This is a genomic window from Mesorhizobium sp. M4B.F.Ca.ET.089.01.1.1, assembly GCF_004022605.1.
Taxonomy (GTDB): Bacteria; Pseudomonadota; Alphaproteobacteria; order Rhizobiales; family Rhizobiaceae; genus Mesorhizobium; species Mesorhizobium abyssinicae.
Genome location: NZ_RZOS01001100.1, coordinates 1 through 711 on the forward strand (window position 1 = coordinate 1; position 711 = coordinate 711).

1 protein-coding gene is annotated in these 711 nt (G+C 57.1%); it reads right to left on the minus strand.

Features of this window, described 5'->3' with window-relative positions; translation table 11 throughout:
* Positions 1-50 precede the first annotated feature (50 nt).
* Positions 51-383: a response regulator gene (locus tag EN780_RS36235; protein WP_189523729.1), complete on the minus strand. Its 333-nt coding sequence runs from the start codon at positions 381-383 to the stop codon at positions 51-53.
* Positions 384-711 lie beyond the last annotated feature (328 nt).

Sequence of the window (711 nt, forward strand, 5' to 3'; positions counted from 1 at the left end):
GGTAAGAATGCAGTCTTTTGTTAGCCAGATGCGCGTCGGTGGCCGGTGAACTAGATCAGCTCGATCAAATGCCTGATGAGGTCATCGGGCACGACGGGTTTCACGAGACGCTGAACGCCCGAAAATTCGCTTGGGACAATGGTCCGGTCATACCCGGTGACGAATATGAACGGGATGCCGTGCGCCTTCAATTCGGCCGCGACCGCGAAAGTCGCGGCAGCACCAAGCTTTATGTCAACCGTGGCGCATTCCACGTCCTCGCTGGCGATTTTCCTCGATGCATCTTCAGGATTGCCCACAGGGCCAATTACCCTGCCGCCAGCTTCGGTGATCGCCTCTTCGAGTTCGATCGCGATCAGATTCTCGTCCTCGACGACAAGCACTCGGCGTCCTTGCAGTGGCGCTGCCGGCTTGAACTGGCCTGAATTAATGGGAACGACAGAACACAACATCGACGCCCCCCTTTGGGTTGTCGGGTCCTAAAGAAAGCTTACACCTGTTGGGCGGATTTGCGAGTCAATTTGACGAGAACCGAATAGCCCGGCTGCTCAGCAGCATGGCAGAGCGACACGATCGGGCGCCGGGGTATTCAGTAGGCCCGCTATGCCACTAGGCCGGGCCATCCGCAAGCTCACCTTATCGAGTAGGAATGTCCTCCAAATGTTCCCAAGGTGACGTTCGACCTGATCCGGTGCATGCTGAAATGGTGCC